The sequence below is a fragment of the Orbaceae bacterium BiB genome, from assembly GCA_036251205.1.
Classification (GTDB): domain Bacteria; phylum Pseudomonadota; class Gammaproteobacteria; order Enterobacterales; family Orbaceae; genus Orbus; species Orbus mooreae.
The window spans coordinates 519,653-544,658 of record CP133958.1; the positions used below are offsets into that span (position 1 = coordinate 519,653).

Below are 25,006 nucleotides of genomic sequence, written 5' to 3' on the forward strand. Positions count from 1 at the left end.
GGTAAAAGATGAAAATACGTGCACAAATTGGTATGGTGCTCAATTTAGACAAATGCATTGGCTGCCATACTTGCTCAGTGACTTGTAAAAATGTGTGGACTAACCGACCGGGTGTTGAATACGCTTGGTTCAATAATGTTGAAAGTAAACCGGGTGTTGGTTTTCCTGTTGAGTGGGAAAACCAAGAGCGTTGGAAAGGTGGTTGGACGCTGAATAAAAAAGGTAAATTGCAATTAAAAGCAGGTAGCAAAGTTGGCTTATTGTCTGGCATCTTTGCCAACCCTAATCTGCCTGAAATTGATGATTATTATGAGCCGTTTGATTTTGATTACCAAAATCTACAAAAGGCTGCTGATGTTAAAGCATTGCCAACAGCAAGACCTATCTCAAAAATTACCGGTTTAAAGATTAATAAAATCATTGCTGGTCCAAACTGGGAAGATGATTTAGGCGGAGAATTTAGTAAACGTAGTAAAGATTACAATTTCCAACAGATGGAAAAACAGATTTATGGTGAGTTTGAGAATACCTTTTTAGCTTATTTACCGCGTCTGTGTGAACACTGCTTAAATCCTGCCTGTGTTGCATCTTGCCCAAGTGGTGCCATTTATAAACGTGATGAAGATGGCATTGTATTAATCGACCAAGATAAATGTCGCGGTTGGCGTATGTGTGTATCTGGTTGCCCATACAAAAAAATCTATTTCAACTGGAAAAGTGGTAAATCTGAAAAATGTATTTTCTGTTACCCACGAATTGAAGCAGGAATGCCAACGGTCTGTTCGGAAACGTGTGTTGGCCGAATTCGTTATCTTGGTGTTATCCTTTATGATGCAGATCGCATTAAAGAGGCGGCATCAACGGAAGATACCAAAGATCTCTATCAACAACAGCTATCTATTTTTCTAGATCCAAACGATCCTAAAATTATTGCACAAGCTTTAGCTGATGGTGTAGAACAAAGCATTATCGATGCAGCACAAAAATCGCCTGTATATAAATTAGCAATTGAATGGCAATTAGCGTTACCACTACATCCAGAATACCGAACACTACCAATGGTATGGTATGTTCCACCACTCTCGCCAATTCAAGCGAATTTAGGACAAGAAACACTTGATCAACACGGTATTTTGCCTGATGTCGATCAATTACGTATTCCTGTTCAATATCTGGCTAATTTACTGACTGCCGGTGATGAAAAACCAATTCGTAAGGCGCTAAAACGAATGATGGCTATGCGTGCATTTAAACGTGGCGAAAGCGTTGAAGGGGTAAAACATCAACACATTCTTGATGAAGTAGGTTTAAGTGAAGCGCAAATACAAGAGATGTATCGTTATTTAGCTATTGCTAACTATGAAGATCGTTTTGTTGTGCCAAGCCATCATTCTGAGCTAAAAGCGTCCTTAAAAAATCCAGCTTTCCTTGAACAAGGTAACTGTGGTTTCAGTTTTGGTGACGGATGCAGCGGTAGTGATAGTAAATTTAACCTATTTAATGCACAACGAATTGATGTTATTGATCAATTAAAGGGGAAAGAGTAATGAGCATTTATAAAATGAGTGCTTATCTATTGGACTACCCTTCCACCTCATTGTGGCAAGCCAAAGATGAGTGTTTAGCTTTAATTGCAAGTAGTGATGAATTAACCCATGGGCAGCAAACATCATTAAGCCAATTTGTTAATGATTATTTATCATTATCATTAATTGAAGCTCAATCAGAGTATTATCAAACATTTGATGCGGGTTATACCACCTCTTTACTACTTTTTGAACACGTTTACGGTGACTCCCGTGAACGCGGTCAAGCTATGGTTGATCTGATGGCACAGTATGCAGAACAAGGTATTGAAATCGCAACTAAACAGTTGCCTGATTATTTGCCTATTTTTCTCGAGTATTTATCTGTATTACCGGCAGAACAACGTCAAAAACAGCTTGTAGATATCGCTCCAATCCTACGTTTACTCATGTTTCGTTTGGAGAAAAAAGAGAGTCGCTTTGCTGCATTATTTAATATCTTATACCAATTGTCTGGACATAGTTTTAATGACCAAGCGTTGAAAGAGAAAGTATCACAAGAACAGTCTGAAACGACTAATGAAAAGCTAGATCAAATCTGGCAAGAAGAACAAGTCCGTTTTGAAACATCTGCAATCAACAATAAACCCCAAGCGAATAACGCAACATATTATGTCAATGTGGGTGCAGACAGAAGGAGCCAATCATGAGTTTTATAAATTCATTCTTTTTTGATTTTTATCCCTACATTGTAACCGTTGTCTTTATCGTTGGCAGTTTGCTACGTTATGATTACGGTCAATACACGTGGCGAGCTCAATCAAGTCAACTATTAAGTAAAAATAAGATGCGCTGGGCATCAAACCTTTTCCATATTGGGATTATTGGGATTTTTCTGGGTCATGTTGTAGGATTACTTACACCACACTGGATCTATGAACCTTTTATTTCAGCACCACATAAACAGTTATTAGCGATGATTGTCGGCGGGATCTGTGGTGTGATGGTATTAATTGGTGGTGGTACTCTATTTTTACGTCGTCTATTTAATCCACGAGTTCGAGCGACTTCAACTAAAGCAGATATTTTAGTTATTACTATTTTAGTTATCCAAGTGTGCTTAGGCTTATCAACAATTGTTGTCTCATCACATCATTTAGATGGACAAGTGATGATGTCTTTGGCTGAATGGTGTCAAGATATTGCGACATTCCAATTTGGGGCAAGTCATCATTTAGACGGTGTATCACATATCTATAAAGCACATATTATTTTAGGTATGACAATATTCTTGATTTTTCCATTTACACGTTTGGTTCACGTCTGGAGTGCACCAATTGGTTACCTAACACGTTGTTACCAAATCGTACGCGTTAGACGATAGTAACAATTAATAAGTATTACGAATCTAACTAAGCTTTAAACCGATATAAGGATTAAAGCTTAGTTATCAATTTAATCTTAAACAACTTATCATATTGCGAATTGCTTATTGTTAGATAAGCGTTACATCACCGCTTCCCTTCGACTAGATAAAATAACACCTATTCCTCTATTTAATGATATTTAGCTAGTTTTAAACGAGATAATAGTCATGATGATAAAGATTTCGTTATTTTTTTGCTGTAATGTGTGATTCTAGTATAAAAATACAAGTAAACTCAAATAATATGGAATGTCTACACATTTTCATACAACTAAATTAAGGGGGAGCTGTTTATTAAATGCAACAGGCGTCATATATCCCAATGACGAATGTAATCGTTTATAATTATACCAATACGCATAAGCAGAGAAACGCTGTTGTAGCTCCCTAGTATTGCTAAACGTTGTATTTTTTACAAACTCAGTTTTAATTGTCTTAAATGTTGCTTCTGACACGGCATTATCGTAAGGACATCCCTTATTGCTTAGTGAACGGGTGATCCCAAACAGGTCAAAACATCCATCAAGCAATTGATTATCAAATTCTTTTCCTCTATCGGAATGAAATAACGCAATTGACGATAAAGGCGCTTTAATTTGGCTTAATGCTGACATAACAAGCTCTGCTGTTTTATGTTGTCCAACACGATAGCCTGCGATTTTTCGTGCTGAAAGATCAAGTAATACGCAAAGGTAATTCCATTTTTTACCGACCTTTATATAAGTCAAATCAGCAACAATCACGGTGGCTTTCATTCCTACTGTAAAATTTCGTTGCAATACATTATTTATAGTAACGGAATTAACGTTTTTGTTATTGTTTTTGTAACATTTTTGGGTGTATTTTGACTTTAGCGATAATGATTTCATCACTTTTGCAACATAACGACGAGAGACGCTTATCCCTTCAGTTAACAGTGCTTGCCGTATTCTTCTTGTTCCGTAAGACTGATAACTACCATTAAAAATCGTTAAGATCTGTTGGGCGTATTTTAATCTTCTTTGATACGCATTTTTTTTGCACTGATAATAAAAATAATGCCTTGATATACCTAAGCATCTACATAACCACTGCAACGAGTAGCGATGTCGGCAAGCTTGGATCACTGCGATTTTCGTCCCATTATCAGTGCGGCTTGCTTTAGGATATCGTTTTCCATACGAAGCTGCTTAAGCTCTTTGCGTAGAGCAATTAATTCCTGCTCCTCTAGGCTACGATTATCTTTTGTTTTGAATGAACCACTTTGCGTGGCTTGAGCAATCCAACGATCTAATGCTGATGGTGTGAGATCATATTCGGCTATTAGCTCACTACGTGACTTACCATGCTGATATAAATTAACCATCTGTTGTTTAAAATCATCATTAAATGTTCGTCTAGGTCGTTTGACTGTATTCATATTTATTTCCTCTTTTAGTGATAAGTTTACCTTACCCCCTAAAAAAACTGTATGAATTAGTGTAGCCTATCCATGATTTATTTTCTATACTTGAGGTGATTAGGAGAACGATAATCGATAGCATAAGACAAATAGTTACACATCGGTTAGAAATAGATTTTGGCAATTGAATAACAATTTATTTTAAAAAAGAGAAATCTGCTTCTATGTGAAGAAGCAGATTAAAAAAATAAGAGTATAATTTGAGTAAAAATATGATTATCAGTAATCTCTGTGGCTCTCTTTATCTCTCTTTTTTTGCTCAAAATAGTGTTGTTTTAACTTCTGCCACTTTAATGTATCTGTTGCATCGACTTTACGTATCAATTTAGCAGGATTACCGGCTACAATGCTATTGGCTTCAACCGACTTAGTGACAACACTACCAGCCGCTACAATAACATTATCGCCAATCGTAATACCGGGTAAAATAACAGCATTAGCCCCGATCCATACGTTATTACCAATAGTAATAGGTAAACCAAACTCCAAACCTGTATTACGCACTTCGGGATCAATCGGATGGCCTGCAGTATAAAATCCAGCTCTAGGCCCGACTAATACATTATCTCCAAAGGTGATGGTATTCACATCGAGGAAAATGCACTCCATATTGCAATAAAAATTCTCCCCAACATAAATATGTTTACCATAATCAACATGGATAGGTGGATTCATATAAAGATGTTCGCCATGCCCACCGAGCAGCTGTTTCTCTAATTTAACAATCGTTGCCGTATCATCAATCGGTAATTGATTAATTTGTTGAGCTAGCTTTTTACCGTGAACGGAACGATTCACTTCAGAAATCCCTGATGCTAAATAAAGTTCACCTTTTAACATTTGTTCGTAATCAAAATCTGACATAAGCATTCCTATTGAAATAAAGTTAAATCGATTGATTCAGCCATGGCTTTTAAACCGTTAGCATAAGGATGTAAACCATCACCATCAAACTCTTTTTTTAATTTTTGAGGGTTATTATCATCACGAAGCAGTGCATCAAAATCGAATATAGCATTACAATCCCGATTAGAACGAATCCATGAATTGATGGTTTGCCGTTTTACCTCCCCTTCCTCACTATAGAAATTGAGGAATTTACCTTCAAATGGCGTTAAAGTTGCACAAAAAACCTTTATTCCTTGGCTTTGACTGCGGCTGATTAGCTGTTTCCAACCGTTGATGATCTCTTCTGCGGTAACTTCTTGTTTAACTAATCCATCAAATCCAGAATGGCCAATATCATTAATGCCCTGCATGATAACAACCCAACGTACATTAGGAACAGATAATACATCACGATCAAAACGGGCAAGTGAACTCGGACCATTTTGTCCTGACGGTAAATCATTTAAAATACGATTACCACTAATTCCCGCATTAACCACACCAATATGCTTAAGGTTGCTTTGTGCGAGTCGTTTAGCTAAAAATCAGGCCAACGACGATTCATATTAAGACCCGATAAATAACCATCGATAATTGAATCACCTAGCGTAACAATTGTTCCACTATTCGGTTCGGTAGTTTCTACTTCAACACGAGAAAGATAAAACCGCATCGAAGATGTTACTGCGTTACTCGATAATTGTTCGTTAGCTGTGGTATTACCATTAGAATCAATCCAAGCTGTTTGCTCCCCGTTAGGGTGAACAACGCTTAAACCCGTACGTTGAAGTAAATATAAGCTAATCGTTAACTCATCCAAAGCATTCACCTCAAAATCAACCGGATCTGAAATGGCAGGAGCGCCAGCAGGAACGATAATCTGAGTTTGTCCACCAAATAGAACTGGCTTAAGAGTATTAAGCTCGATAGTACCTGCTTGTTTTCCTGGTTTTGCCACCGTTACCGCACCAATGACCAATGGCTGAGTTCCCGTTTCGTTAGAGAAGCGTAATCGAATTTTATTGCTGCCTTGGCTCAATTTAATCATCTGCCGAATTGTATTTTGATTCATATCTTGACCAACAGGGAAAACGGGACTCGCTCCCCAAGAGCCAATCCAGCTATGTTCAACGGCTTGGCTGGCTGATGTTGCTAATACACATGCCGTTAATGAAATAGCAGTTTTTTTAATCCCTTTCTTATAATATTAGACATAAACGATATCTCCTAAAATGAATCTTGGGTACTCGGTCTTAATGTTTTTTAATCTAATTCATTGAGTAAATATAGTGTTTGATAAGGCTCCAGTTCAGTCAACATCTCTTTAATCGGATGTGAATAGTTATGACATACAATTTTTGTTGTCTCTTTTATCACGATTGGATGAGCCATTTTTTGTTTTTTATCAGTCAAATTGGCAACAACCGTTAAGATAGCGTGTTGATATTGACGTTGATAGATCCAAAGATCATTACTTGCAGGTAATAAATCTTGATAATCCCCTAAAATTAAAATCTCATACTGCTTTCTCAATTGAATTAACATTTGATAGAAGTAGAATATTGATGACTTATCAGCCAATGCTTTTTCAACGTTAATTGATGGATACTGTTTAGCTACGCTAATCCAAGGTGTATATTGTGAAAATCCAGCAAACGCTGCATCATTCCACTGCATTGGTGTTCGGCTATTATCTCGTGATTTCTGAGCTAAAATCGCCAGAATCTCTTTTTCTGATAGACCATGTTCAATTTTTTCATGATAGAAATTAAGTGATTCAATATCTCGATATTGTTTTATCGAATCGAAATGCGGATTTAACATACCGATCTCTTCACCTTGATAGATATAAGGTGTCCCCTGCATACCATAAAGAATCATTGCCCAGCAAGTTGCTGACACATGATGATATTGCCCTTCTGAACCAAATCGAGACGCGATTCTTGGCTGGTCATGATTACACCAAAATAGTGCTGGCCATGCTTTATTGTGCATACCTTGTTGCCAGTAGCTAAAAATCTTTTTAAGCTCAATAAAATCAGGTTTTGCAACACACCACTTTTCACCATTAGGATAATCGACTTTTAAATGATGAAAATTAAATACCATTGAGAGTTCTTTACCATCTAAATTAGCATATTTGACACAGTTATCTAGCGTTGTTGAGGACATTTCACCAACCGTTACGGTTTGATTAGGTTGAAATACTTTAGTACTCAATTCTTGAAGGTATTCGTGTACCCGTGGACCATCAGTATAGAATCGGCGGCCATCGCCTTGTAAATCATCGAGAAAATCTTGCTGTTTTGAGATCAAATTAATAACATCTAAACGTAATGCATCGACGCCACGTTTAATCCAGAATTGACAAACTTTAACGATTTCGGCACGCACTTTTGAGTTTTCCCAATTCAGATCCGGCTGATTTTCGGAAAATAGATGTAAATAGTACTGTTTTGATACTTCGTGCCACTTCCAGGCCCCACCACCAAATTTAGATCGCCAGTTATTTGGTGGAGATTGATTATTATCTTTACCATTTTTCCAGATATAAAAGTCGCGATATTCACTATTAGGATCTAGCGCTTGTTGAAACCAAAAATGTTTATCCGATGTATGATTAAATACCATATCAAGCATGATCTTAATCCCTTTTTGATGAGCCTTTGTCACTAACTCATCAAAATCATCTAACGTACCGTAATCTGGGTTAATATCGTAATAATCGGCAATATCGTAACCGTTATCGACTTGCGGCGAAGGATAAATTGGTGTAATCCAAATTCCATCAACGCCAAGCGTTTTTAAGTAATCTAAACGTTGAATAATACCTTGTAAATCACCTATTGCTAACGCATTAGCTTGTACATTTTTTGTTGATTGAAAGCTTTTGGGATAGATCTGGTAAATCACCCCTTTTTGCCACCAATTGTTATTTGATATGATTGTATTCATTATTCAACCTTCTTACGCTTGTTTACTTTTAATTTTAAAAATTAATGAGGTTAATAGGATTGGCACCACTATAGCGACTAGCATTGCAAATAGATAAACTATCCAATATTGAGGTTTAATGGATAAAATACCTGGTAATCCACCAACACCGATGCCATTTGATAATACGCCAAATAGACCACAAATAAGTCCTGCTAAGGCAGCACCGATCATTGCACACAACATCGGATAACGGTATTTTAAGTTAACGCCATACATTGCAGGTTCTGTTACACCTAAATAGGCTGAAATAGCAGCGGGAATAGTAATATCGCGTTCTTGTTTTTTACCGACAATAATCATTCCAACCACAGCAGATGCCTGTGCAATATTAGATAAGGCAATAATTGGCCAAATTGGTGTTCCGCCAAAATCTTTGGTCATCTGCATATCAATTGCTAGTGTAGTATGATGAATCCCGGTGATAACTAAAGGTGCATAAAAAAATCCAAAAATAGCCGAACCAATCGCCGCAAAATCACCAGTCATTAATAATCTAACAACATATGATACACCATTGCCTAATTCACGACCGATTGGCCCAATTACAAAATGAGCGGCAACAACAGCAACAACAATAGATACAAACGGTACAACAACTAAATAGAGATAACTCGGCACGATTCGTTTGAAACGTGTTTCAAACCAGCCTAAGAATAAACCAGCTAAAATAGAAGGAATCACCTGCGCTTGATAACCTACTTTTTCAATCTGAATAAAACCAAAATCCCAAACATCTGGGATTGTACTACCTAACGCGTAGGCATTAAGTAATTGCGGTGAAACTAATGTTACACCTAAAACAATACCAAGGACGGGTGATCCCCCCATTTTTCTGACGGTTGACCAACAAATAGCAACGGGTAAAAAGTGGAAAATGGCTTCACACGGTAACCATAAAAAATTATAGATTGGAATGAGAATAGGACAAATATCAGTGAGTTTTTTACCATCACTAATCGGCATCTCACCGATAATATTTCTAAATCCAAGCAGTAACCCCCCTGCAATCAATGCAGGTAATAAAGGGACAAAAATTTCCGCTAAATCCGATAAGGCTTTTTCCCACCACTTCATATTTTTAGTGGCTGCTTTTTTAACCTCTTCTTTTGACGACTCTTCTTTGCCAATTAAATTTAACAATAATGGATAATAGTCACTGACATCAGTACCAATGATGACTTGAAACTGCCCTGCTTGTGTGAAGCAGCCTTTTACAGCACTAATGGTTTTAATCGTTTCAACATCAGCTAAGTTAGGATCATTTAAAACAAATCGAAAACGCGTTAAACAGTGAGTCACACTCACAATATTAGCTTTACCGCCAATAGCATCAATGAGTTGATTTAATGACTCTATTTTACTGGAATTGTTCATAATTGGCCTTTAATAAAATTAAAATAGGGAACGTTCCCATCCTAATATCCTAAATATGAAAAAGCAAATATAAACAAAAAAAATAGCTTAAAATTGTGAACTAGATCATTTTATTTACAATATGATTATTTACAAGGTAATAATGTACAGGGCTGCATCAGTACACTTTCTTGATAACGCTCATCATTAGGATGCTTAATTAATTGAAGCAACTGATCAATAGCCAATTTACCGCTAAGATCAACATGAAGATTAACACGATCTAAATTAGGAAATAGAAAATCTAACATAACATTACAGCCAATATAACCAATTTTAATCTCACGCCCCGTTTCGTGACAAAATTTACAAACCCCTAATGCAATATTATCGGTTGCACAAATAATAGCCTGTATATGTTGGTGTTGATTAAAGAGTTGTTTGGCTTGTTCATATCCTGACGTAAATGATAAATTAGCACAGTAAATATAGGAAGGCTTATGGGATTGTTCACACAAATCGCGATAATGTTGATTACGTTCTTTGCCTGTGGAGAGATCTTTATCATCAATACCGATATAGGCAATATGCTCAAATTGTGCTGCATAAAGTTGATATAGTTTTTCTACTGCCCCTTTATTGTCATAGATGATAGAGATAAAATTAGTCACTCGCTGTGAAATAAAAACAATCCGATTTTTCCAATACCCAGCCTGTTCTAGTGTAAGTTCTGAAAAAGAGAATGCAATAATCCCATCAATTTGTCGAGAAAATAGCATAGATAAATGTTGATTGAAAACCGTATTATTAAATTGGCTTTCTAACACTAATACATCAATATTTTTTGTCTCACAAATAGATAATATTGATTTAAGGGCTAAGTTTTCTGAATGAGAGTCAAGGCGAGTAACGATCACAGCAATAACACGTTTATTATGACCTTTTAATCCCCTAGCTGATATCGATGGCGTAAATTGGCACTCTTCAATAACCTTTTGAATTTTTTGCCGAGCTGCGGCACTCACGCCTTTTTCATTATTAATCACTCTTGATACCGTTGATTTACTGACCCCAGCAAGTTTGGCAATATCTTTAATCGTGATGTTATGGCAATGACTCATAGTAGTTATCTATAAAAATACAATTTTTTAATAAAAATTAATATAGTCGATTGTAGGTTTTCCCCGAATTGGAGTCAATATGAAATAACCATCAACTGCTATATTAGCTTTCCCCTATCATCATTCATCTCTGAAAGACTCTTATTGCAATTTACTAGTAAATAAACAAAGTTATATCAAGTCTTGTTATCTAATCAAAATTCGATGAATATTGAAACGAATCCTGATATGATTCAAACAATCTACGATAAATATACCGAAATGTAATAATTGATATAATGAAAATCACTGCCTGGATTGATAGTTTTCGTTTAAAAACGTTACCGTTAGCGCTATCTGCTATTTTTGTTGGTAATGCTTTAGCTTATTGGCAACAACACTTTAATATTGGGATTATGCTATTAACGCTATTAACTGCCATCTTATTACAAGTGCTATCTAATCTCGCTAATGATTATGGCGACACCGTAAAAGGGGCTGATAAAGTTAATCGAATCGGCCCATTACGTGGTATCCAGCATGGACTAATTACATTAAAACAGTTACGACGAGCCCTATTCATCAACCTAATAATGTGTGTAATTAGTGGGATTACCCTGCTTATTGTCGCTTGTGATTCCTATATTGAATTTGTTCAGTTTATTATATTAGGCTTATTATCAATTATTGCGGCAATCACTTATACCGTAGGGAAAAAACCCTATGGTTATATTGGGTTTGGTGATTTGTCAGTACTAATATTTTTTGGTTTAGTAAGTATTTTAGGTAGCTATTATCTACAAACTAAAGCGTTACCTTTATTCATACTTTTCCCTGCTTTTGGCTGTGGATTATTATCAGTTGCCGTACTTAATATCAATAATTTACGAGATGTGCATAGCGATAAACAAAACAATAAACGGACGCTGATTGTCTTAATTGGTGATAAAGCTGGTTGCTATTACCATACTCTGTTATTAATTTTAGCTTTTGCATGTTTATTACATTTTTCTTATTACTATTTAAATACCCCTTTTAGTTATCTGTTTCTATTGGGATTACCGTTGATGTATCAACAGATTCGTGATGTTTTTCGATATCGTTCAACGCCAGCGATGGCTCCTCTACTATTTAAAATGGTAAAATTCGCTATGTTAACGAATACTCTTTATTGTATTGGTATTATTTTAAGTTAATAAGAAAAGCATTTAAATAAGCATTATAAAAGTTTAATTATAAGGCATATTAAATATCATTAATAATTACTTTTTATGATAAGAAAATGAAAGTCATTATCATTAAAATTAATTTTTTCAATAAGTTAATATTTTTATTTAGTCTTAAATAATTTCAGTTTATTATAAGCATTAATACCATAAAAAAAGTATGGATATATGCTATGAATGATAAAAATAAACCTCAAAATGTGAGTCGACGTAATTTTTTACAAAAATCACTTGTCGTTGGTGGTGCTACAGCATTATTGGGTAATCTTAAATTACCGATGGCCTATGCACAAACAGAACAAACAAAATCGACGATAAACAGTAATACCGATAAGGAAATCATTAGCTATAGTGCATGTTTAGTCAATTGCGGTAGTCGCTGCCCATTAAAAGTACACGTAAAGAATGATATCATCACTAAAATTTCTGTTGAAAACGGAATTAATGATAATATTTTTGGACAACATCAAATTCGTCCCTGCTTACGAGGACGGTCTGTCCGTTGGCGAACATATAATCCTGAACGTTTAAAATCCCCGATGCTAAGAATTGGTAAGCGTGGTGAAGGTAAATTTAAAAAAATATCGTGGGATGAAGCCACAACTTTATTAGCTCAAAAATTACGTCACACCATCGATACCTATGGCAACGAAGCCATTTTTTATCAATATGGCTCAGGTACCACCGGAGCAAATCTTAGTGGTAGAAATACCAGCAAACGATTACTCAATATTCTTGGTGGTTTCGTTGACTATCATGGTACCTACTCTGATGCTCAAATTATGACAATTCAGCCTTATCTATTTGGCCAAACAAATAATAATTATGGTACGCAATTACAGTCGTTATTTGATCAAATCAAATATTCTGATTTAGTCGTCATGTTTGGACAAAATATTGCTGAAACCAGAATGTCTGGTGGAGGACAAGTTACAGAGCTTTATCATGCGTTAGAACAAAGTAAAGCTAAGGTCATTATTATTGATCCTCGTTGTAATGATAGCGTTGTTGCTTATAATGCTGAATGGCTACCAATTAGACCGGGAACTGATGCTGCACTCGTTGCCGCTATTGGTTATACGCTAATCGATGAAAATCTCATTAATGAAGCGATGCTAAATAAATACTGCGTAGGCTGGAATAGTGATACATTACCTGCAAGTGCTCCAGCCAACAGTAACTATAAATCTTATATTTTAGGTCTAAGCTCAGATAACGTTGCAAAAACGCCTGAATGGGCTGAAAAATTGACAGGGATTCCTGCTGATAGGATACGTCAATTAGCAAGAGAAATCGTGGCAGCAAAAGCAGCTTGGATCTCGCAAGGTTGGGGAGTTCAACGTACCCAAACTGGGGAACATGCGGCAAGAGCAATTATGGCTTTACCTATTATGACTGGGCAATTTGGTCGTAAAGGTACCAATATCGGTACTTGGGGTGGCAGTGTCTCTTATCCTGTAGCCGGAATGCCAACCAGTAATCCAGTAACGGTTACAATCCCAGTTTTTTTATGGACTAAAGCTATTGAAGAAGGTGAAAATTTAACTGCTAAAAATGCCTTCATTAAAGGAAAAGATAAACTTGATGTAGGTATTAAATTTTTATGGAATTACGCCAGTAACGTAATAGGTAATCAACATGCCGATTTAAATAAAACACATGAAATTCTATCTGATGAATCAAAGTGTGAATTTATTTTAGTTTGGGATACGCATATGACTGCCTCTGCAAAATATGCTGATTTATTACTACCTGATGTTTCCGGAGTTGAAACTAATGACATTATTAATAACTCATACCAATCGGGTGCCTATCACTATTTAATTCGTATGCAAGCAGCGATTAAACCTTTGTGGGAAAATCGTATTACCTATGATGTATTAGCTGAAGTTGCTGAAAAATTAGGTGTAAAAGATGAATTCACCGAAGGTAAAAGTTATGAGGATTGGATCGTTTATTGCTATGAAAAAACACGCGCTAATAATCAGATTTTACCGCCTTTTGCGCAAACAGATGGCAAAGGTGTTATTGATCGTCGAATTGCAAATAGTGATGAATATATCGCACTAAAAGATTTTCATGATGATCCGATAAATCATCCATTAAATACGCCATCAGGTAAAATAGAATTCTACTCAGAAACATTGGCAAATATTGCTCAAGATTGGCAACTTGATGAAAAAGATAAACTTTACCCTATTCCTGCTTATTTACCAGCAATCGAAGGCATCGAAGATAGCGCAAGTTTAGTAAAATACCCGTTACAATTAACCGGATACCATACTAAAGCTCATTGCCATTCCAGTTATGCAAATCTACCGCAGCTAAAAGAGGCCGCGGTTGATGCGATCTGGATAAATCCAATCGATGCAGAAAAACGTCAGATTAAGCATGGTCAACTAGTCGAAGTCTATAATGATCGCGGGCGATTATATATGCCCGCAAAAGTGACACCTCGTATTATGCCTGGGGTACTGGCAATCCCACAAGGTGCTTGGGCTAAAACCAATAAAGAAGGTGTTGATATTGGCGGCTGTATTAATCGCCTAACCAGCCAACGACCATCGGTACTTGCCAAAGGCAATCCACAACATACCAATTTGGTTGAAATAAAATCATTATCATTATAAAAAGAGGCATAAAATATGCAATATGGTTTTTATATTAATTCGACTAAGTGTACTGGCTGTAAAACTTGTCAAATTAGCTGTAAAGATGAAAAAAATCTCGATATCGGCCCAAAATTTCGTCGAGTTTATGAATATGGTGGTGGAGATTGGCAGCAAGTTAATGGTTTATGGCAAAATAATACGTTTGTTTATTATTTATCAATATCTTGCAATCATTGCCAAGAACCAACTTGTGTGCAAGGTTGTCCAACCGGTGCTATGCATAAGCGCAGTGAAGATGGTCTAGTTGTCGTCGATCAGGATGTCTGTATCGGTTGTCGATATTGCGAGATGCGCTGCCCTTACGGTGCACCACAATTTGATCAACAAAAAAGAGTGATGTCAAAATGTGATGGCTGTTACCAACGTGTTAGCGAAGGACTCTCCTCGGTTTGTGTAGAGTCTTGTCCTCAAAGAGCGCTTGAATTTAATGATATCAATGTGCTTCGCCAAAAATATGGACAAGAACGGGATATCGCACCATTACCCTCATCGACGTTAACGAAACCGAATATTGTCATTAGGGCTCACGCTAAAGCCAAAAAGAGTGGCGATCCTCTTGGTCGTATACTTAATCCAGAGGAGATATAACGATGAATGAATTACCATTAGTTTTTTTTACTGTTCTCGGGCAAATGGGTGCCGGAACTGTTTTAATGACCAGCTTATACAGTCTAATTTGCAAACAAACTACTTCTGTTATTAAAATTATGCGAATTAATACGGTCGCTTTAATTATTATGGCTCTCGCCATGATTATAGCGTCTTTTCATTTAGGTCATCCCCTACGTGCCTTAAATGTTATTTTCGGCATTGGTCGTTCACCAATGAGTAATGAAATTTTTACCTTTGGGATACTATTTTCAGTAACTTTTATCTCAGTTTTACTAACTTATTTTAGTCAACCCGATAACGGAAACCGATTGCAATTATTAAAGAAGCTAACTCATAAAATAAACCATATCCCAGGTATGGCAAAACTCCTTGCACTCGTTTTGATAATAGTTAGTCTATTTTTTATCTGGACAATTGTTGCAACTTACATGCTAACCACAGTAAAAAATTGGGATACGCCTTATACGGTACTACAAATGTATAGTACGATGTTGATATTAGGTGGCGTGACAATAACTGTATTTGGTATTCGTAAACTGGGTATAATATGCTTTACTATTGGTAGTATAATTGTATTGACAACAAAATTACCTTATATCCATTTTGTTAGTGGGATTACGCCTGATTTAGCACAAGCACAATACTGTTTTTGGCTAATACAGTGTGGCACATTAGGGATCGCGCTCATCATAACGTTTATAAATAGTTTTAAATGTGGTAAATCTACCGCTATTTACGCAGCTGTAGCTATCTTAGCTTTAGTTGGCGAACTGTCGGGTAGGATTGCCTTCTATAATCTTTGGGCTATTCCAATGTAGTCCCGTTATAGTATAAAAAGGTAATAAAAAATGATATGTATTAAAGCATTAAAGTAAAACATATATTACATATTGATTTTTATTACTATTTAATGATTTATCATAATACGGTTAAATATAATAATATAGAGATTTGTTGGGTAAAATAATTATGAAGTTTACGATAGAAAGTATGAATCTTTCAACACGTCTATTTGGTGCTTTTTTTTACTATCCCCCTACTTCAGAAGCCTTAAAACCGTTATATACCAGCTTAAATGAGATTGAATCACTGTTTTTGTGGGAAAATAAAAGTCTCATTCAGTCTCAATGTAAGCTTATACAAAAATATCTTAATGATCCTGAACTACCTTATCAATATTCAATACTTTTTGAAGGCCAAGGATTTATGCCCGCGCCGCCTTGGGGATCTGTTTACCTTGATAAAGAGAATTTATTAATGGGCGAATCAACCCATCGCTATAGAGAATTTTTGCAACAACAAAATATTGTTATGCAAACCGGCATTAATGAGCCAGAAGATCAATTTGGTTTAATGTTGATGACCCTTGCATTAATCATTGAGTCAGCTGAATTTGATGCAGCTAAGCAGCTGATTAGCCAACATATTATGCCTTGGGCTCCACGCTACTTAAGCTTATTAAAAGAGTATGATGGCAGCCCGTTTTATCAAGCTTTAGCAATTATTGTGGAACAGTATTTATCGACGATAGTTAAAACGTTAGACTTAACTGTCCCTCATTATTATTTATACAAATAGTTAGTCTGCCATCATCAGACTTTAAATCAATTAACTCGGTGGTAAATAGTTATTGAGCTAATAGCTCATCAATCACATCATCACCGACATGTCTAAAATCTTGACCTTTAACAAAGTAAAAAATTAATTCACTAATATTTTGACAACGAGAACTAATTCGTAAAATTGAGCGAGCACAATTTAATGCAATAATGATATTAGGAATTGAACGAGAATCTTCCATCATAAATGTCATTAATTGTCGAATCACCATTTCGTAATTTTTTACGATGCGCTTATCTTCTTTATAAATGCGTAATGCTTCATTAATATTCATTCGAGTGAAGGCATCTAATACATCGTGTAACATCTGAATGACATTATGCCCCATCGCATCTAAACTGGTTAGCAAAATCTGCTGTTCAGGCGTGAATTCCTGTTTGGCAATCTCGCAAATATCCTTCGCACTATCTCCGATACGCTCTAATTCAGCAATCGCTTTGATAATCGCCATAATAAGTCGTAGATCACTCGCTGTCGGTTGACGTTTAGCAATAATTTTTACACACGCTTCATCAATCGTCACTTCTAATTTATTAACTTGTTGATCGTTCTCTATCACTTGTTCGGCAAGATTAATGTCATGATTGAGTAGCGTACTAATTGCATCATTAAGCTGTTTTTCTACTAATCCCCCCATCACCATCATTTGGGTACGAATATGTGCAAGTTCTGCATCAAATTGACCTGAAATATGTTTACCTAAATAATCCATCATACTCACCTATAATTAATTTTTAATCATTGCACCAACTACATTATGCTAAGCTTATTCAGCTATCAACCATAACGTCCAGTAATATAGTCTTCTGTCTGTTTCTTAGCTGGTGAGGTAAATACACGATCTGTGGTATTAAATTCAACTAACTCACCTAAATACATAAATGCCGTATAATCAGAACAACGTGCAGCCTGCTGCATATTATGTGTGACAATTAATACTGTATAGTCAGATTTTAATTCACTAATTAACTCTTCAATGCGCCCAGTTGAGATCGGATCGAGTGCAGAACATGGTTCATCGAGTAAAAGAACTTCAGGTTTAATCGCAATCCCCCGAGCGATACATAAACGTTGCTGTTGTCCACCCGATAAACTATTACCACTTTGTTGTAATTTATCTTTAACCTCATCCCATAACGCAGCTTTGGTTAATGCCCATTCAACACGTTCATCCATCTCAACGCGTGAGAGTTTTTCAAACAACTTAATACCAAAAGCAATATTGTCATAAATTGACATGGGAAATGGTGTCGGTTTTTGGAAAACCATACCGACTTGAGCTCGCAACAATGACACATCCCTTGTATCAGTTAAAATATCGGTACCATTTAAAAGAATTTCACCCGTCGCTCTCTGCTCTGGGTAAAGTTGATACATTTTATTAAATGTACGCAGTAACGTTGATTTACCACACCCAGATGGACCAATAAAGGCCGTTACAGTATTTTGTTTAATATCGATATTAATATTTTTCAATGCATGAAATTGATTGTAATAAAAATTAAGATCTTTAACGCTAATTTTAATGCTTGCTTCAGTCATTATATTTATACCTTGTCCATATATCTGTTTAATTACTATTTAATTTTGTTCGCAAATAACAGTCTTGCGAGAATATTAAGGAATAAAACAAATAGTGTGATCAGTAATACCCCAACCCATGCCAATTGCTGCCATTCAATAAATGGACTCATGGCAAATTTAAAAATAGTCACTGGTAAATTAGCAATTGGATTGGTTAAATCCGTACTCCAGAATTGGTTAGATAACGAAGTAAATAACAATGGTGCAGTCTCACCAGCAATACGCGCAATAGCAAGTAATACCCCAGTAACAATACCTGATATAGAGGCTTTTAAAGTAATTTTTAAAATCACCTGCCAACGCGGTGCACCTAAAGCATAAGCGGCTTCTCGCAACGTTCCTGGCACGAGTAACAGCATATTTTCAGTAGTTCTAACAATGATAGGTAGTTGAATTAAGGCTAAGGCAATAATTCCTGCAATCCCTGAAAAACGCCCCATCTGAGTTACCACAAGCATATAGACAAATAGTCCAATAATAATCGATGGTGCAGAAAGGAGTACATCATTAATAAAACGAATGATATTGGCCAAAAATGACTTTTTGCCATATTCTGCTAGATAAATTCCAGCTAAAATACCTAATGGGGTGCCAATTAATGTCGCCCAAATAATCAGTAAAAAACTCCCCATAATTGCATTAGCTAACCCACCGCCTTCAGTATTAGGTGGTGGTGTCATTTCAGTAAAAACAGCCATTGATAAGCTATCAAAACCTTTATCAAAGGTTGATAACAAAATCCAAATTAACCAAAATAGACCAAATACAACCGTGAGCAGTGATAAACTGATCACTAATTGATTCTTAACCTTACGCCAATGCTGTCGATAATTAATAGGAGACGGTTTCATTATGATTTACCCTCTTTTCTATTCAAACGCGCAATTAATAACTTTGAAAAACCAAGAACAATAAATGTAATAACAAATAGGATTAATCCTAATTCCATTAATGCTGCGGTATGTAAACCAGGTTCAGCTTCGGCAAACTCATTAGCTAGAGTCGAAGTAATACTATTACCAGGCATAAACAATGAGAAACTATCCAGTTGATAAGTATTACCAATAATAAATGTTACCGCCATCGTTTCACCTAAGGCTCGTCCAAGACCTAACATAATACCGCCAATAACACCATTTTTAGTATAAGGTAGAACGATATAACGTACACACTCCCAAGTAGTACAGCCAACGCCATAAGCCGCTTCTTTCATTAATACAGGAGTTTGTTCAAATACATCGCGCATAACTGAAGCGATATAAGGAATAATCATAATCGCCAGAATGAGCCCCGCGGCTAAAATACCAATACCAAAGGCTGGCCCGGTAAAAAATATATTTAAAATAGGAATATTAGCAAAAATATCAGAAATTGGGATTTGAAAATAGACAGAAAAAAGTGGCGCAAAAACAAATAATCCCCACATACCATATACGATACTTGGAATAGCCGCTAATAATTCAATAGCGATACCCAGTGGACGTTTGAGCCATGTAGGCGATAATTCAGTTAGAAATAGTGCAATACCAAAACTGACTGGTACAGCAATAATTAGTGCAATCGCTGATGTTACTAATGTACCATAAATAGGAACGAGAGCGCCAAACTCTTCAGCGGGCACATTCCACTCTTTATTCCATAAAAAAGCAAAGCCAAAATGCGTAATACTTGGCCAAGCAGCAATCATCAGTGATAAAATAATGCCACCTAAAAGCAATAAAACACCAATACCAGCGCCCCTGACAATAAGATCAAAAATAATATCGCCCCATCGATTTGGTGTATTGCTAACTGATTTTTGTTTAACCATATTGTCTCTTCTTACATTTATTCTATTTGATACTAACAGCACAATTAGTTACACTGTAACTAATTGTGCTAGTCATCATTTCAATATCACATCACTACAACTTAAATATTGCCCAACTATTGCAGGGCTTTTGATGAACTTTATCGTGATTTTAGTTCTTTACTGGATAAATTTCAGCACCTTGTTTATCCGTAATTTGAGTGTGCCAAGCTTGATTAATCGTTTTCACAACACTCTCAGGTAATACTGCATAATCAAGCGCTACCGCTTGGTCTTTACCATACTGATAAGTCCAATTGAAGAAATCAAGAACAGCTCGCCCTTTACTACTATTATCTTGTTGTTTTTGCAATAAAATAAAGGTCGCAGATGTAATTGGCCAAGCATTTTCACCGGATTGGAAAGTTAAGTCCTGAGCAAATGATTGATCCCATTTTGCATTTTGCGCTGCTGCACTAAAGCTGGTTTCTGATGGTTCAACAATCGTATGGTCAGCTGAATAGAGTTTACTATAAGTTAGGTGATTTTGTTTTGCATAAGCATATTCAACAAAACCGATTGAACCAGGTAAACGTTGTACAAATGCCGCTACACCATCATTACCTTTACCACCAATACCTGTTGGCCAATTAACAACGGTACCAACCCCTACTTCATCTTTCCAAACGCTATTTACTTTACTTAGATATTGAGTAAATACATATGAAGTACCAGAACCGTCCGCCCTTCTAACCACATTAATGGCTAGGTTAGGTAAATTTAATGTTGGATTTAGTTTTGCAATAGCAGGATCATTCCATTTTTTAATCTTACCTAAAAAGATATCGCCTAATGTTTGTCCATCTAGCAACAATTGACCGGATGTAATTCCATTAACATTAACAACAATAACAATACCACCAATTACTGTTGGGAATTGAAATAATCCTTGTTCTTTTAATTGGCTATCAGATAGCGGCATATCACTTGCACCAAAATCAACTGTTTTAGCATTAATTTGTTTAATACCACCAGATGAACCAATTGCCTGATAATTAACTTTAACTTGAGTCTGCTTATAGTAGCTATCTGCCCATTTGGCATAAATCGGAGCTGGGAAAGAGGCACCGGCCCCAGTTAAATTGACATCGGCTTGCGCTGTTAGCGAAAATGCAAATAGTGAACCAATTAATGTTGATAATATCACTCGTCTGTTCATAAAGACCTCTCTATTAAGATTAATTAATGCAACTTCTTTATTGAGATAATCGTATCTGAAATATATGACAAGAATATGACAAAATATCTCATCGGTTAAATATCATTACTATGATCGATATATTGCTCAGGTAATACAAAAGAGAACTGGCTACCCTCAGTCAATTTACTCCTGATTTGTAACTTGGTGTTACCATGATTAAGTAGCGCATGTTTAACAATAGCTAACCCTAATCCACTACTACTAGATGCAATAAATCGAGCATCATCAACTTTATAAAAACGTTCGGTTAAACGGTTGAGATGATGAGATGCGATACCGGGACCAGAGTCTTTAACACTAAAATAAGCACCATAACTAACATGTCGCCACTCAATATTAATAGCGGTCCCATCTGGTGTGTGTTTGATTGCATTATAAATCAAATTCGTTATGACACTTTCTAACTGAGACTTAACACCAATTACCCTTAGTTGATCATCAATAGTAAATGAGACTAAATAATGTGGATAGATCTGTTTAATATCCTGTTCGATATTATGGAGGATGGCTGGCACATTAACCTTTTGCATCGTTTTATTGAGTGGACTATTTTCGATATTACTTAACGCCAATATCTGCTCAATTAAGTTTTCCATACGATTAGTCTGAGACTGCATAGTCTGTATGGTCTTTTGGTAATCTTCAGCAGATATCATGTCATCAGCAAGCATATCTAAATAACCTTTAAGCACAGTAATCGGCGTCCTTAATTCATGGCTAGCATTAGTAAAGAAGTCTCGTCGCTGTTTTTCTGCTAAATAGAGATGCCCCACGTCACGGGCGATAACAATCCATTGTTTATCAATATAAGGAATAATTCTAAATTCAATATAGTATTGTTGTCTAAATAATAACGTAAGAGGCTGAGAAAAATTTCTTTTCGCCATATAATCGGCAAACTGAGGATAGCGGATAAGATTGACAATATTTTGTCCTTTATCATATGGCCAATGAATATTAAGCTCATTTTGCGCTATCTTATTGCACCACGTTATTGCACCATTATCTTCTACGAGTAAAAGTGAATCAGGAATTGATTCAGCGCCATGGCGAAAACGCTTAATAATATTCGCTAGCTCATTTTGCTTATTACGTTGTCTTCTTTGTCGCTTATGTAAGCCATAAAACAATAGATTTAAAGCACCAAATCCCGTTGAAGGATAGACATTATTTTGTTGCCAGATCCAATAGGATAAACGTTGTAATTGGTATGCGTAATACAATATTAGAACTAATAGCGCTATCGTTATGACTAACCAAACTCGTCCAAAAACCGTACCTAAAATAGCGGCAATAATTAATACTAGTGTAATTTCACATACGATACGTTGCCAAAAATTGTGTTTTAACAAAGTAACTCCTGCTGTTTATTTTACACAGAAAAGCGATATCCAGAACCTCTAACTGTTTGAATAAATCGCTCACCTTCTGATTTTTCAAGCTGTTTACGTAAACGGCCAATATGCACATCAACCGTTCTATCATCTATATAGGAATCGTTACCCCAAACTGCAGTAATCAATTGATCTCGAGTAAACACCCGTTCAGGTTTACTAGCCAGAAAACTTAACAATTTATATTCTGTTGGTCCTAAAGAGAGCTCAGTATCAGCCAAAAAAACACGCTGCGATTGTAAATCAATTTTTAATTCACCAAAAATCAATACAGCATCATTATTAGGATAACTTCGTCGTAATAAAGCCTTTATTCTCGCAATCAATGCTTTATTTGAAAAAGGTTTAGTCATATAGTCATCAGCACCGACATCAAACCCCATTACTTGATCATTCTCATCTTGTTTAGCGGTTAACATAAGGATTGGAATATCACGAGTAGACTCATTTTTTTTCAGGTGTTTGATAAATTGTAGCCCATTACCACCCGGCAACATCCAATCAAGCAAAACTAAATGAAAAGGAGTCGATTGACTCACTGCAATCGCCTGCGGATAGTCCTTAGCTTCAATTACTTGATAATTTTGATGTTCAAGCAAAATACGTAACATCTCCCGAATAGCATGATCATCTTCAACGATAAAAATTGTTTTTGTCATAAAATATAAACAAACCTATTAGCAATTCGTATCCAGCCAGTATATAGTATTTTTGTGACAGTTTGATGAATTTTAGTTAATTTGTCATCACAACCTTTTAGTTCGTTCTAATGAGTTAAAGCCTAAATTGCACCATATTCGCTATAAGCGTGAAACTTTATAGTGAATTATGAACATTCATATTATCAGCGATATTAAATGCAATTTTTATATCAATTTTAGATCTTTCAATGATTGTTTAATAAATGCATAAAAAATAGGTGCAAATACCAAGCCAATTACACCAAATATCGTTTCGCAAAACAGCATTGCAATAAGTAGCTCACAGATCCCTGCTTCAATTTTACTGCCGACAATTTTAGCATTTAATACATATTCCATTTTATGAATCAAAATGAGATAAATAAGTACAATAATTGCCACATAAAATGATACCGTAAAACCGACAAAAAACATTAATACATTGACAATTAAGTTCCCCACTATTGGAATCAAACCAAACACAAAAGTGGCTAATACTAAGCTTTTACTAAATGGTAGATGAATTCCAAAAATAGGTAGAATAATAAATAAGAAAATGGCAGTCATAACAGCATTAAAAAAGGCAATAAAAAATTGTGAAATAACCACATATTGAAAAACCATAACTAATCGATCAAGACTCGCTTTTAAAGCTGTAACCAACGCTGTTTTTGGTACATCCTCATAACTATCTAAACGATTCTGTTGTTTAAAGCCTAAAATAAGTCCAATAATCATCCCCACAATTAAAATAATAAGTGTATGAAATGCATTGGTCGCCATTGATTGCAAATAAAAAACATGCTCTTTTAAATAAGCTGTAATATTAATATTAATCTGGTCCATATCATCGGGCAAATAACTTTGAATGCCCTCTGGTAGCGTTTGTGAAACTTTATCAATAATGGCATGTATCGCTTCCATCGTTTCAACTGGATGCTTAGCCATATTAATAAACCATGAAAACAGATACCATGAACCGATCGTAATAATTGCCATAATGATTGATAATAACAGCATCACCGATAACAGTTTTGATTTGTTACCAAATCGACTCATTTTTTTCGATAGTAATGAGTCTAATTTAAGTGTTAAAAAATAAGTCAATAAACCAGCAATTAATGCAGGCATTAAACGCACCTGCATCAATATAATAAAAAAAATAGAAAATCCGACTAAACAAAATAACCCTAACTTTTGCTGATTACTCATACCCATTCGTTTATTACCTTATTTATTTAGGTGAAATTGTATTATAAAAAACAGCGAAATTAATATCACAGGAAAAGAACAACGTTCTGATCATAATCATTTTTTGATAAATCTATCCTGATTTTTCAAAAGAATATATGCTATTTGATTTCTTAATTCAATATATTAAAAGCGTAAACTCGCATTAAAGCAATACAATTGATCCCCACTGAGAATAATAAAATT

At 35.6% G+C, this 25,006-nt stretch carries 23 protein-coding genes and 1 pseudogene; 8 read left to right on the forward strand and 16 right to left on the reverse strand.

Features of this window, described 5'->3' with window-relative positions; translation table 11 throughout:
* Nucleotides 1–8: 8 nt before the first annotated feature.
* From narH to narI, 3 genes are read left to right on the forward strand one after another with little or no spacing between them, the layout of a single operon-like run.
* Nucleotides 9–1,547 carry a nitrate reductase subunit beta gene (narH, locus tag RHO11_02435; protein WVD62005.1) on the forward strand — a complete coding sequence of 513 codons (1,539 nt, stop codon included), beginning with the start codon at nucleotides 9–11 and terminating at the stop codon, nucleotides 1,545–1,547.
* Nucleotides 1,547–2,236, forward strand: a complete 690-nt coding sequence (gene narJ / locus RHO11_02440; GenBank protein ID WVD62006.1) for a nitrate reductase molybdenum cofactor assembly chaperone — start codon at nucleotides 1,547–1,549, stop codon at nucleotides 2,234–2,236. Before narH ends, narJ begins: the two co-directional genes overlap by 1 nt.
* Nucleotides 2,233–2,910 carry a respiratory nitrate reductase subunit gamma gene (gene narI, locus RHO11_02445; GenBank protein WVD62007.1) on the forward strand — a complete coding sequence of 226 codons (678 nt, stop codon included), beginning with the start codon at nucleotides 2,233–2,235 and terminating at the stop codon, nucleotides 2,908–2,910. Before narJ ends, narI begins: the two co-directional genes overlap by 4 nt.
* Nucleotides 2,911–3,215: 305 nt before the next feature.
* On the opposite strand, the gene RHO11_02450 is transcribed toward narI, so the two are convergent.
* From RHO11_02450 to RHO11_02485, 8 genes and pseudogenes are all read right to left on the reverse strand, one after another.
* Complete coding sequence (locus RHO11_02450; GenBank protein ID WVD62008.1) at nucleotides 3,216–4,058, reverse strand: IS3 family transposase; 843 nt, start codon at nucleotides 4,056–4,058, stop codon at nucleotides 3,216–3,218.
* On the reverse strand, nucleotides 4,055–4,351 hold the full coding sequence (locus RHO11_02455; protein WVD62009.1) for a transposase: 297 nt from the start codon (nucleotides 4,349–4,351) through the stop codon (nucleotides 4,055–4,057). The genes RHO11_02450 and RHO11_02455 overlap by 4 nt, the downstream gene beginning before the upstream one ends.
* 261 nt (nucleotides 4,352–4,612) lie before the next feature.
* Entirely contained in the window at nucleotides 4,613–5,263 is a 651-nt protein-coding gene (locus RHO11_02460; protein WVD62010.1) for a sugar O-acetyltransferase, read from the reverse strand.
* A gap of 2 nt (nucleotides 5,264–5,265) precedes the next feature.
* Nucleotides 5,266–5,790 (reverse strand): annotated as a pseudogene (locus tag RHO11_02465) (GDSL-type esterase/lipase family protein).
* Nucleotides 5,791–5,819: 29 nt separating this feature from the next.
* Nucleotides 5,820–6,353, reverse strand: coding sequence for a hypothetical protein (locus tag RHO11_02470; protein WVD62011.1), 534 nt, complete (start codon nucleotides 6,351–6,353; stop codon nucleotides 5,820–5,822).
* Nucleotides 6,354–6,544: 191 nt separating this feature from the next.
* Nucleotides 6,545–8,236, reverse strand: a complete 1,692-nt coding sequence (gene treC, locus RHO11_02475; protein WVD62012.1) for an alpha,alpha-phosphotrehalase — start codon at nucleotides 8,234–8,236, stop codon at nucleotides 6,545–6,547.
* A 12-nt stretch (nucleotides 8,237–8,248) separates the two neighbouring features.
* Nucleotides 8,249–9,652 carry a PTS trehalose transporter subunit IIBC gene (treB, locus tag RHO11_02480; GenBank protein ID WVD62013.1) on the reverse strand — a complete coding sequence of 468 codons (1,404 nt, stop codon included), beginning with the start codon at nucleotides 9,650–9,652 and terminating at the stop codon, nucleotides 8,249–8,251.
* Nucleotides 9,653–9,777: 125 nt separating this feature from the next.
* A complete protein-coding gene (locus RHO11_02485; protein WVD62014.1) occupies nucleotides 9,778–10,752 on the reverse strand; it encodes a LacI family DNA-binding transcriptional regulator in 975 nt (324 codons plus the stop codon).
* Nucleotides 10,753–11,030: 278 nt separating this feature from the next.
* On the opposite strand from RHO11_02485, the gene RHO11_02490 reads away from it, so the two are divergent.
* The 5 genes from RHO11_02490 to RHO11_02510 all read left to right on the forward strand — a co-directional run bounded on the left by RHO11_02490 (nucleotide 11,031) and on the right by RHO11_02510 (nucleotide 16,819).
* The gene (locus RHO11_02490; GenBank protein WVD62015.1) at nucleotides 11,031–11,927 is read left to right on the forward strand and encodes a 1,4-dihydroxy-2-naphthoate polyprenyltransferase; all 897 of its coding nucleotides are present in this window, start codon (nucleotides 11,031–11,033) and stop codon (nucleotides 11,925–11,927) included.
* A gap of 203 nt (nucleotides 11,928–12,130) precedes the next feature.
* Complete coding sequence (locus RHO11_02495) at nucleotides 12,131–14,587, forward strand: DMSO/selenate family reductase complex A subunit (GenBank protein ID WVD62016.1); 2,457 nt, start codon at nucleotides 12,131–12,133, stop codon at nucleotides 14,585–14,587.
* Between the two features lie 15 nt (nucleotides 14,588–14,602).
* Nucleotides 14,603–15,217, forward strand: a complete 615-nt coding sequence (locus RHO11_02500; GenBank protein ID WVD62017.1) for a DMSO/selenate family reductase complex B subunit — start codon at nucleotides 14,603–14,605, stop codon at nucleotides 15,215–15,217.
* Nucleotides 15,218–15,219: 2 nt separating this feature from the next.
* Nucleotides 15,220–16,059, forward strand: a complete 840-nt coding sequence (locus RHO11_02505) for a DmsC/YnfH family molybdoenzyme membrane anchor subunit (GenBank protein WVD62018.1) — start codon at nucleotides 15,220–15,222, stop codon at nucleotides 16,057–16,059.
* A 172-nt stretch (nucleotides 16,060–16,231) separates the two neighbouring features.
* Nucleotides 16,232–16,819 (forward strand): molecular chaperone, encoded by a 588-nt coding sequence (locus RHO11_02510; protein WVD62019.1) that lies wholly within the window; start codon nucleotides 16,232–16,234, stop codon nucleotides 16,817–16,819.
* A 49-nt stretch (nucleotides 16,820–16,868) separates the two neighbouring features.
* Here RHO11_02510 and phoU read toward each other — a convergent pair whose 3' ends face one another.
* From phoU to RHO11_02550, 8 genes are all read right to left on the reverse strand, one after another.
* Nucleotides 16,869–17,576, reverse strand: a complete 708-nt coding sequence (gene phoU, locus RHO11_02515) for a phosphate signaling complex protein PhoU (GenBank protein WVD62020.1) — start codon at nucleotides 17,574–17,576, stop codon at nucleotides 16,869–16,871.
* 62 nt (nucleotides 17,577–17,638) lie between these two features.
* Nucleotides 17,639–18,403, reverse strand: a complete 765-nt coding sequence (gene pstB / locus RHO11_02520) for a phosphate ABC transporter ATP-binding protein PstB (protein WVD62021.1) — start codon at nucleotides 18,401–18,403, stop codon at nucleotides 17,639–17,641.
* Nucleotides 18,404–18,438: 35 nt separating this feature from the next.
* A complete protein-coding gene (gene pstA, locus RHO11_02525) occupies nucleotides 18,439–19,296 on the reverse strand; it encodes a phosphate ABC transporter permease PstA (protein WVD62022.1) in 858 nt (285 codons plus the stop codon).
* Nucleotides 19,296–20,255, reverse strand: a complete 960-nt coding sequence (pstC, locus tag RHO11_02530; protein ID WVD62023.1) for a phosphate ABC transporter permease PstC — start codon at nucleotides 20,253–20,255, stop codon at nucleotides 19,296–19,298. The genes pstA and pstC overlap by 1 nt, the downstream gene beginning before the upstream one ends.
* 151 nt (nucleotides 20,256–20,406) lie before the next feature.
* A complete protein-coding gene (gene pstS / locus RHO11_02535) occupies nucleotides 20,407–21,453 on the reverse strand; it encodes a phosphate ABC transporter substrate-binding protein PstS (protein WVD62024.1) in 1,047 nt (348 codons plus the stop codon).
* Nucleotides 21,454–21,548: 95 nt separating this feature from the next.
* On the reverse strand, nucleotides 21,549–22,847 hold the full coding sequence (gene phoR, locus RHO11_02540) for a phosphate regulon sensor histidine kinase PhoR (protein WVD62025.1): 1,299 nt from the start codon (nucleotides 22,845–22,847) through the stop codon (nucleotides 21,549–21,551).
* A 20-nt stretch (nucleotides 22,848–22,867) separates the two neighbouring features.
* Entirely contained in the window at nucleotides 22,868–23,548 is a 681-nt protein-coding gene (gene phoB / locus RHO11_02545) for a phosphate regulon transcriptional regulator PhoB (protein ID WVD62026.1), read from the reverse strand.
* Between the two features lie 207 nt (nucleotides 23,549–23,755).
* Entirely contained in the window at nucleotides 23,756–24,781 is a 1,026-nt protein-coding gene (locus RHO11_02550; protein WVD62027.1) for an AI-2E family transporter, read from the reverse strand.
* Between the last annotated feature and the right edge of the window lie 225 nt (nucleotides 24,782–25,006).

Excerpts from the sequence above, each read along its gene's own strand:
- narH (WVD62005.1), top strand. The coding sequence starts at position 9 with ATGAAAATACGTGCACAAATTGGTATGGTGCTCAATTTAGACAAATGC.
- narJ (WVD62006.1), top strand. The coding sequence starts at position 1,547 with ATGAGCATTTATAAAATGAGTGCTTATCTATTGGACTACCCTTCCACC.
- narI (WVD62007.1), top strand. The coding sequence starts at position 2,233 with ATGAGTTTTATAAATTCATTCTTTTTTGATTTTTATCCCTACATTGTA.
- RHO11_02455 (WVD62009.1), bottom strand. The coding sequence starts at position 4,351 with ATGAATACAGTCAAACGACCTAGACGAACATTTAATGATGATTTTAAA.
- RHO11_02460 (WVD62010.1), bottom strand. The coding sequence starts at position 5,263 with ATGCTTATGTCAGATTTTGATTACGAACAAATGTTAAAAGGTGAACTT.
- RHO11_02470 (WVD62011.1), bottom strand. The coding sequence starts at position 6,353 with ATGAATCAAAATACAATTCGGCAGATGATTAAATTGAGCCAAGGCAGC.
- treC (WVD62012.1), bottom strand. The coding sequence starts at position 8,236 with ATGAATACAATCATATCAAATAACAATTGGTGGCAAAAAGGGGTGATT.
- treB (WVD62013.1), bottom strand. The coding sequence starts at position 9,652 with ATGAACAATTCCAGTAAAATAGAGTCATTAAATCAACTCATTGATGCT.
- RHO11_02485 (WVD62014.1), bottom strand. The coding sequence starts at position 10,752 with ATGAGTCATTGCCATAACATCACGATTAAAGATATTGCCAAACTTGCT.
- RHO11_02490 (WVD62015.1), top strand. The coding sequence starts at position 11,031 with ATGAAAATCACTGCCTGGATTGATAGTTTTCGTTTAAAAACGTTACCG.
- RHO11_02495 (WVD62016.1), top strand. The coding sequence starts at position 12,131 with ATGAATGATAAAAATAAACCTCAAAATGTGAGTCGACGTAATTTTTTA.
- RHO11_02500 (WVD62017.1), top strand. The coding sequence starts at position 14,603 with ATGCAATATGGTTTTTATATTAATTCGACTAAGTGTACTGGCTGTAAA.
- RHO11_02505 (WVD62018.1), top strand. The coding sequence starts at position 15,220 with ATGAATGAATTACCATTAGTTTTTTTTACTGTTCTCGGGCAAATGGGT.
- RHO11_02510 (WVD62019.1), top strand. The coding sequence starts at position 16,232 with ATGAATCTTTCAACACGTCTATTTGGTGCTTTTTTTTACTATCCCCCT.
- phoU (WVD62020.1), bottom strand. The coding sequence starts at position 17,576 with ATGATGGATTATTTAGGTAAACATATTTCAGGTCAATTTGATGCAGAA.
- pstB (WVD62021.1), bottom strand. The coding sequence starts at position 18,403 with ATGACTGAAGCAAGCATTAAAATTAGCGTTAAAGATCTTAATTTTTAT.
- pstA (WVD62022.1), bottom strand. The coding sequence starts at position 19,296 with ATGAAACCGTCTCCTATTAATTATCGACAGCATTGGCGTAAGGTTAAG.
- pstC (WVD62023.1), bottom strand. The coding sequence starts at position 20,255 with ATGGTTAAACAAAAATCAGTTAGCAATACACCAAATCGATGGGGCGAT.
- pstS (WVD62024.1), bottom strand. The coding sequence starts at position 21,453 with ATGAACAGACGAGTGATATTATCAACATTAATTGGTTCACTATTTGCA.
- phoB (WVD62026.1), bottom strand. The coding sequence starts at position 23,548 with ATGACAAAAACAATTTTTATCGTTGAAGATGATCATGCTATTCGGGAG.
- RHO11_02550 (WVD62027.1), bottom strand. The coding sequence starts at position 24,781 with ATGAGTAATCAGCAAAAGTTAGGGTTATTTTGTTTAGTCGGATTTTCT.